The sequence below is a fragment of the Caloramator proteoclasticus DSM 10124 genome, assembly GCF_900129265.1.
In the GTDB taxonomy this organism is placed as follows: domain Bacteria; phylum Bacillota; class Clostridia; order Clostridiales; family Caloramatoraceae; genus Thermobrachium; species Thermobrachium proteoclasticum.
The window spans coordinates 1-8,591 of the sequence record NZ_FQVG01000073.1 but is presented as its reverse complement, the minus strand read 5'-3'; the positions used below and the strand labels follow the sequence as shown (position 1 = coordinate 8,591).

Below are 8,591 nucleotides of genomic sequence, written 5' to 3'. Positions count from 1 at the left end.
TTCATGATAATAGCCTTTAACTTAACCCAATTATACTTTTTTAGAAACATTCGAGGATTCAGAGAAAAAAGGCTTTTGCAGATAAATATAATAGAAGATTTGAAAGATGAAATGTTGATAATTATGAATTGGATTAATCCAATTTTTAACACCGCATAGTCGATAATAAAATTGGAAATACAGCTTTTCATTATGATGGGGAGGGGGAAGGTGTATCTATATACATGGCCTACGGCCTTTTTCCCTTCCAAAATTTCAATAAAATAGAAAAAATCTAATTTCCTATAAAGAAAAAAGCTTTACTGGAAATTAGATGCGAAATCTCTGATGTTTTTCTGATTTTATTGCATTTGCGACAAAGAATGCAAGTCCACCAAACAATAGGCTACATCCAAATATTAGCATTATAACTGCACCCCATTCCATAATACCACCCCTACTCTTCTATTTTAAGAACACTTTCATTAGGCCATGGTTTTTTGCTTAAAATAAATCCTATTACAAATATTCCAATTGCTATTGCCCATCCGAATATTACTAATGCTATATATGGGTATCCACCATATGGTGCCTTTAATTCTGTTATTATATTATCTATAGTCATATATCCAAGTAATAAAGGAGTGACATATTTAACAAGATAAACCCACCACTGTCCAACCTTTAAGTCTGAATATTCGTTTACTTCCTTCTTCATCTTTTCAACTTTGTACACATATCCAAGCACTATAACTTCTATAAGACCTATTAAGGCAATTCCATAGTTTCCAACAAAATGGTCAACTATATCTAATATGTGAACGCCTGCACCTGTTGCAAATAATAAACTTCCTACAAATCCTCCTAAACATATATTTCTAACAAGTTTATTTCTTGAAGTATTAACATACTTATCAAGATAAGCAGATGCAAAGGATTCAACCATTGATATACTTGAAGAAATACCTGCAACTATCAAACATAAGAAGAATATTACACCAATAATTGCTCTAACCACAGGTCCACCTGGCATTAGGTTTATAGCATTTGGGAAGGCAACGAAGGCTATACCTGGTCCTGCCTTTATAACTTTATCCATTGGAAGCCCTGATGCATAGCAAGCATATCCAAGAGTACTAAATACACAGAGACCTGCTAAAAAGTCAAAACTTGCATTTGCAAAAACAGTTATAAAGGAGTTATTAACTATGTCTGATTTTTTAGGTAGATAACTTGCATAGGCTGTCATAACACCAACGGCAAGAGTCGTTGAGAAGAAAACCTGTGCGTATGCCGATATCCAAATTTTTCCGTTCATTATCTTTGAAAAATCAGGCTTTAAAAACCAATTTAGTCCTTCTGCTGCACCTGGTAGAGTAAGACCTCTTATTGTCATTATTATCATTAAAATTGCAAGAGTTGGTGTCATAAAACGACATGCCTTTTCTATACCACCAGAAATACCTTTTTTAGTTATGTAGTAATTAAAGAACCATACTATAGTTACAGTTGCAACAACTGGCCATCTAAATCCTGCAAAATCAAAAGGTCCACTGCTTACTGCAAGGAACTGACCTCCAAAGAAGGCATTTGGATCACTTCCCCACGCTCCAGTAAATGCAAATATCAAGTAATTTATACTCCAAGCAATAACAACAGAATAGAAGGAACATACAATAAGTGGAATCATAACAGGCCACCAGCCAAGCCATTCCCATTTTCTTCCTAACTTTGCAAAAGCAAGTGTATTTGCTCCTCTCATCTTATGTCCAAACCCAAATTCCATAATCATAAGAGGTACACCTGCTGTTAATAGAGCTACAAAATAAGGTAGTAAAAATGCTCCCCCTCCGTTTGCATAAGCTGTAAACGGAAATCTCCAAAGATTTCCCAAACCTACTGCCGCACCAACCGTTGCCATAATGAATCCAAATCGCGAACCCCAAGAGTCTCTGTTTTGTGTTTCCATAATATAACCCCTCCTTAAATTTTTATATAAAAAGGCTGTGAAAATATTTTTTAATATTTCCACAGCCAATACTGTCTTTTTACTCAACTGGCTTTAATCTTGCTGTGAAGTGTCTTAGCACCTTTGGTTCATATACAAATTCTAATCCCTTTAAGTATGGAGCCTTATCCTTTATTGAGATAAATGCGTCTGCTACAACATCCATATGATCGTTTGTATAAACTCTTCTTGGAATTGTAAGTCTTACAAGCTCAAGTGGTGACTCAAGCTGCTCTCCAGTTTCAGGGTCACGTCCTAATAAGAATGAACCAATTTCCACAGCTCTGATACCTGATTCTAAGTATAATTCGTTAACTAAAACCTGTGCAGGGAATTGATAATATGGTATGTGAGGAAGAAGCTTTTTAGCATCAACAAACACCGCGTGTCCACCAGTTGGATATTGAATTGGTATTCCACCCTCTCTTAATCTATCCCCAAGGTATTCAACCTGTGATATTCTATAGTCAAGGTAATCAAAGTCTACTCCCTCTCTTAATCCCCTTGCAAGGGCCTCCATATCTCTTCCTGCAAGTCCACCGTATGTTATGAATCCTTCCATTGGAACTGTTCTTGCCCTACATTCATTGAAAAGTTCAACATCTTCCTTTATTCCAAGCACCCCACCGATGTTTACTATTGCGTCCTTCTTTGCACTCATTGTAAATCCTTCTGTATAGGAGAACATTTCGTGAACTATTTCAACAATCGATTTATCTTGGTATCCCTTTTCTCTTTTCTTTATGAAATACGCATTTTCTGCAAATCTTGCAGCATCCATAAATACTCTTATGCCATATCTATCTGCAATCTCTCTAACCCCTCTTATATTTTCCATTGAAACAGGTTGTCCACCTGAACTGTTACAAGTTACTGTAATAAGTATAAAGGCTATTTCTTCTCTTCCGTGTTCCTTTATGAAGGCCTCTAACTTGTCTAAATCAAAGTTTCCCTTCCAATCATAGTATTCATCTGTTTTGAAGGCCTTGTCTGTTACAAAGTTTACTGCCCTACCGCCACTTAATTCTATGTGGGCCTTTGTTGTATCAAAGTGCATATTTCCAAGAACGTATTGTCCCTTTTTCTTTATAAGTGATGGGAATAAAACCTGTTCTGCTCCTCTTCCTTGGTGTGTTGGTATTACATATGGATATCCTATGATGTCTTTTACTGCATCAACAAGATTGTAGTAGTTTCTACTTCCTGCATAGGCCTCATCACCAAGCATCATACCTGCCCATTGATAGTCACTCATTGCACCTGTACCACTATCTGTTAAAAGGTCAATGTAAACATCCTCTGACCTTAGTAGAAATGGGTTATACCCTGCCTCCTTTAATGCCCTTTCTCTGTGTTCTCTTGTGGTGGTCTTTAGTGGTTCTACCATTTTAATCTTAAAAGGTTCTGGTTTTCTCTTTACTGCCATTTTATCACCCCATAAAAATTTTTTATTTTTATATTAAGTTTTAGCTAAGAGACATTAGAAGTTACAACTACATAAATCTCTGTTTTGTACATTGTTTAATTAGTACAATATAAACTTTTAAAAATGTTATAATACGATAAGCAAATTATTTAAAATAGATTTAATTAACCTTAATCCTTCTTTATATATCTATAAATTGTAGGTTCTGATATTTTTAGCTTTTTTGCAACCTCAGTAACTGCTCCCTTTAGGAGGAATACACCTTTGTTATTTAACTTTTGAACTATTTCTATCTTTTCGTCAGTTGACATTCTCTCTGGGGAAATGTTTATCTCCTCTATTGTTTTTTGAATTATAGACATTGCATAATCCTCAATTGGTGTGCTAAAGTCCTCCGAGATTGGCCCTTTTTCTTCAGCAAGGTTTCTCTCTGGACCTCCAGTTAATTCTGACAAAAACTTGTTTAAAAAGTTTGCAGAATTTATAAGACCGTCAAGGTTAAAACTCAATGTAAGAAGTCCTATTAATCTGCCCTCTTTATTTTTAATAAACAATACCGATGTTCTTGAGATTTTACCATCCTTTGTTTTTGATGGAAACCTTGTTATAAAGTCCTTATGTTTATACTGCTCTTCTTCTATTAATTTATTTAGTGTTTTAGTTAGAGGATCTCCAACCCTACGACCACTTAAGTTGTTATTGCTTATTGCACATATTTCATTTTTGCTTTCTGTTAAGTCATACAGTGCAACTTCACAGTTTGAACCATAAACCTCTCCTAAAAAATCAACAATAGGAATAAATGTATTTAGTATATCTCTATCCGCCATAGCTGTCCCTTCTTTATAATAATTTTTTATTATGATAATAATTTTTTATTTCTTGATATTATTATATACGTAATTATTAAAATTTTCAATATTTTTAAAATATTTTATCTGATAAATTTTTACCTTTGCAAATATTATGGACAGTTTATTCTTAAAGTTCTCTTAAGGTATTTTAAAAAGGTATATTTTATAAACTGTACAAACATAATATTTATACTTAAAAACATAATTCAGCACAGGATGTTCCCAGATTGAAGGTATCAAAGAGAGGATAATATTGTGAAGATATGACTTTTCGAACAAAGAAACGATTAAATTTTTTTGAGTAGCTAAACGCTTAAGAATTACTTATCTAATCACAGATGAACTTTTTTTAACAACCTGAATAAAATTTTATTTATTAATAAAAAACTGTGAAGGAACTTCATTTTTACATCCTTCACAGTTTATATGCTATACCAAAATATACAAATCTAAAGCTTTTTCCTCTGATTTGATAAAATCAAAAATATTATTCACTTACTCTTCTTATTATTCCTATTGGAGTTGATTGATGTCCTTGTCCTAATGGATTATCCTTTAGTATTTTAACAATTTTATTCTTATCAATATCCTTATGGGATACTCCAAGCACATTTCCACCTAAATCGTTTATATCAACAATACAAACCTTAGCACCTATTCTTTCAGAAATTTTCTTTGCCGCTTCATCTGGATCCTTTGGACCTAATACAACATATTGATTAAATGGTGGTATCGTTCCTGATGTTGGGCCATCTATTGAAGCTGCCTTTGGACCAGCAATTTTATAGAATACTCCCTTTATTTTAAATAGCTTTGTAAAGATTGCTGCACAGAAGGCTGCAAATAATATCCTAATTACTCCACATTCCTTTATAGCAAAGTGCATTGTTTCTGGTATTCCAAGACCTATACCGTGTGGTGATTTATAAACAAATTTAGATAAAAACTTTGCAAGTCTTGATGGTTTAATTTCAGACATTTTATATGCTCTTCCTTGGGAGATTGCTACACTCTTTTCTGAAATAAACACTATATCTCCCTCTTGAAGAACATCCTTTGTATATTCATACACAATATCCTCAATTGGGTCGCCAACCATTATTAACCTTGTCTTTATTGGTATTCTTGCATATTTTTCCTCTTCAACCTGTCTTATTAATTCCTTATTTTCATTTGCTGCAAAATCCATCCTTTCTCCTCCGCTTCCTATCTTTTTTATTCAAAATTATACCCATATTATATAAAAATATTACCTTTTTATATATAAATGGTATATTTTTCTTGTAGTTATTTTAAATAGGTAAAATATCTCCAAATTTAAGAAGTTGTGACCTGGTGGTTAATTCTAAAATTAATATAGACTCCCACGCCCAAAGGGCTGTCCAATCCTTAAAAATACCGATTACATAACTAATCTTAGCTTTACCATATAATCATTTTATATTTTATGTATTTATAAGTCAAGCAACATTCAACAACCATTTAATAGCGTTAAGGGGACTTTTTAATTAATTTTGTTTGAAAAATTAATAAATCAATATATTATCTGGTAATTTTACTAAAAATAATATATAATGTATATGTTAATATTTAGTAAAAGAGGTGATTTTATGCGTTGGTCCCTTGATAATCTTTATACCTCCTTTGATAGCAGGGAGTTTTTAGAGGACAACAGTAAAGTTTTAAGTTTAATCGAAGAATTAAAAACTTGGAGCAGAGAAAACTTTAATTCACAGGAAAATGCACAGGAAAAAATTCAATTCTTTTTAGGCAGGGTCAATGAGTTATCAAGCTTAATTTATAAAATTGCTGCCTATTCTGAACTTTCCTTAAGTGTTGATGCAAAAAACAATAAGGCACTTATGTATCTTGAAAAGATAGAAAAAACCATATCTGAAACCACTGAATTTGATGTAGCCTTTAAAAAATGGCTGTCTAAGTTAGAAAACGTTGAGGAAATCATAAACTCCTCCGAATTTATAAAGGAACACGAGTTTATCTTAAAAGAATCAATTAAAGATGCAGAACATATGCTCTCTGACGAACAGGAAATAGTTATTTCTAAAATGAAAAACACAGGTTCAAGTGCCTGGGCAAAACTACAGGAATTTTTAACCTCAACCCACACAGTTGAAATATCACTTGAAGGCGAAGAAAAGAAGCTTCCTCTTCCTGTTGTTAGAAATATGGCATATTCTGAAGAAGAGTATGTCAGAAAAACTGCCTACTTTGCAGAATTAAAGTCCTACCAAAAGATAGAAAATTCCTCTGCCGCTGCATTAAACGGAATTAAGGGGGAGGTTATTACTCTATCTAAATTAAGAGGTTATGAATCTCCTCTACATATGACGCTAAAAAACAGCAGAATGGACAAGGAAACTTTAAATGCAATGCTTGAGGCAATAAGAGAATATCTTCCATACTTTAGGAATTATCTAAAGAAAAAGGCAGAACTTTTAGGACACAAATCTGGTAAGCTCCCCTTCTATGATTTATTTGCCCCAATTGGTAAGGTTGATATGAAGTTTACATACGATGAGGCAAGAAAGTTCATAGTTGAGAACTTCAAGAGCTTTAGTAGTGAGCTTGCTGATTTTGCAGATAGAGCCTTTGAGGAAAATTGGATAGATGCAGAGCCAAGGGAAGGAAAAAGAGGGGGAGCCTTTTGCTATAACCTACATCCAATTAAAGAGAGCAGAATTCTTGCAAACTTTGATGGAAGCTTCTCTAATGTAACAACAATAGCCCACGAACTTGGACACGCATATCACGGAAACTGTCTAATAGATGAAACCTTCTTAAATTCAAACTACCCTATGCCAATTGCAGAAACAGCATCAATCTTCTGCGAAACACTTATAATAGACGCTGCACTTAAGATAGCAAATAGGGAGGAGAAGATTGCTATACTTGAAAACTCTCTACAAAGCTCAACTCAAACTATAGTTGATATATATTCAAGATTCTTATTTGAGGATGAGGTATTTAAGAGACGTGAAGACCATTCTCTTTCTGTTGAGGAATTTAAGGAAATTATGCTTGATGCACAAAAGAAGGCCTATGGAGATGCATTAGATGAAAAATATATGCATCCATATATGTGGGTAAACAAGCCTCACTACTACTATGCAGACGCAAATTACTACAACTTCCCATACGCCTTCGGAGAACTATTTGTTAGAGGTCTTATTGCAGAATATAAAAAGCGTGGAAGTGAGTTTGCAGAGGACTACAAAAAGCTATTATCATTAACAGGTAAAAACGATTTATATACCCTTGGAAAAGAGATGGGATTTGACTTACATTCAGTAGATTTCTGGAGAAGCTCCCTTGAGGTTATAAAAGAAGAAATAGACACCTTCATAAGTGCCACCAAGAGCTCCGAAAAAATGATACCTTAAAAATTGTCACCACTATATATAGTATATAAAAGATAATATGTGCAACTATATATAGTATGTTTTTAAAAATAATTTGATTTTTTCGGAGGTCTCCCACCCAGGTGAAATGTGAATAATCCATATTTTTCATAATACAATTTTAAAGACACCATAATTATAAAGTTCCACTAACTAATAGTGGAACTTTATGTCTTTTACGATTATCTACAAAAAGTAATAACACCTCATTATAACTATTTTTTAGATATATAGTATTGTTATAATACTAATTTTATTAACAATTCCTACTTAACATATTTTGAAAAATGTCACATTTCACCTGGGTGGCACTTTTTGTTCAGGTGGGATTATTTCGTAATTTGTATTAATTATTTTAGTATTATTTACATCCATTGCTTTATTTTTATCTTTATTTACTTTAGTTTTAGGCATAGTATCTACCTACAATTCCTAATTATTATTTTAGCAGGATTTTGTATTTTATGCTACTACATTCAAAATCTTGATATGTTATAAGTGATGAGGATGCCAGTTAAAAAGAGGAAGCAGCGTTTCCTACCACTTCCTCTTTTAAGGTATCAATTATTAATTTCAATGGAGCATATCCCTTTTAATTTCTTCAACTTCTTTTATCGAAAGATCCGTTAATTCTGCAACTGTTTCAACATCCAACCCTTTTCTTAACATCTTTTCAGCAGTCAATCTTTTTCCCTTCTGTATTCCTATCTCTATTCCTTCATTTCTACCTTCCATTCTACCTTCTTCTTTTGCTTCAATTAATCTGGTTTTTTCATCTCTTAATGCTGCCATCTTTGCTTCATACGCCATTCTTGCTTTCTTAGCTTCTCTTATTATTTTTAAAAAGTTATCTTCATTTTTTATATTTCCCTTATCCATATTTTTACCTTAGTTTAGCATATTTT

Annotated in this window: 7 protein-coding genes; 1 reads left to right on the top strand and 6 read right to left on the bottom strand. The window is 33.0% G+C overall.

Features of this window, described 5'->3' with window-relative positions; genetic code table 11:
* Positions 1 to 309: 309 nt before the first annotated feature.
* The 5 genes from BUB63_RS13475 to BUB63_RS12110 all read right to left on the bottom strand — a co-directional run bounded on the left by BUB63_RS13475 (position 310) and on the right by BUB63_RS12110 (position 5,456).
* Complete coding sequence (locus tag BUB63_RS13475) at positions 310 to 426, bottom strand: MetS family NSS transporter small subunit (RefSeq protein ID WP_143290288.1); 117 nt, start codon at positions 424 to 426, stop codon at positions 310 to 312.
* Positions 427 to 436: 10 nt separating this feature from the next.
* Positions 437 to 1,948, bottom strand: a complete 1,512-nt coding sequence (locus BUB63_RS12125) for a sodium-dependent transporter (RefSeq protein ID WP_073250099.1) — start codon at positions 1,946 to 1,948, stop codon at positions 437 to 439.
* A gap of 79 nt (positions 1,949 to 2,027) precedes the next feature.
* Complete coding sequence (locus BUB63_RS12120; RefSeq protein WP_027308989.1) at positions 2,028 to 3,413, bottom strand: tryptophanase; 1,386 nt, start codon at positions 3,411 to 3,413, stop codon at positions 2,028 to 2,030.
* Positions 3,414 to 3,583: 170 nt separating this feature from the next.
* Entirely contained in the window at positions 3,584 to 4,243 is a 660-nt protein-coding gene (locus BUB63_RS12115; RefSeq protein WP_073250096.1) for a helix-turn-helix transcriptional regulator, read from the bottom strand.
* Positions 4,244 to 4,754: 511 nt separating this feature from the next.
* On the bottom strand, positions 4,755 to 5,456 hold the full coding sequence (locus tag BUB63_RS12110) for a coenzyme F420-0:L-glutamate ligase (RefSeq protein ID WP_027309333.1): 702 nt from the start codon (positions 5,454 to 5,456) through the stop codon (positions 4,755 to 4,757).
* 421 nt (positions 5,457 to 5,877) lie between these two features.
* On the opposite strand from BUB63_RS12110, the gene BUB63_RS12105 reads away from it, so the two are divergent.
* Positions 5,878 to 7,668, top strand: a complete 1,791-nt coding sequence (locus BUB63_RS12105; protein ID WP_073250093.1) for a M3 family oligoendopeptidase — start codon at positions 5,878 to 5,880, stop codon at positions 7,666 to 7,668.
* Positions 7,669 to 8,259: 591 nt separating this feature from the next.
* Here BUB63_RS12105 and BUB63_RS12100 read toward each other — a convergent pair.
* Positions 8,260 to 8,565 (bottom strand): Rpn family recombination-promoting nuclease/putative transposase, encoded by a 306-nt coding sequence (locus BUB63_RS12100; RefSeq protein WP_073250090.1) that lies wholly within the window; start codon positions 8,563 to 8,565, stop codon positions 8,260 to 8,262.
* Between the last annotated feature and the right edge of the window lie 26 nt (positions 8,566 to 8,591).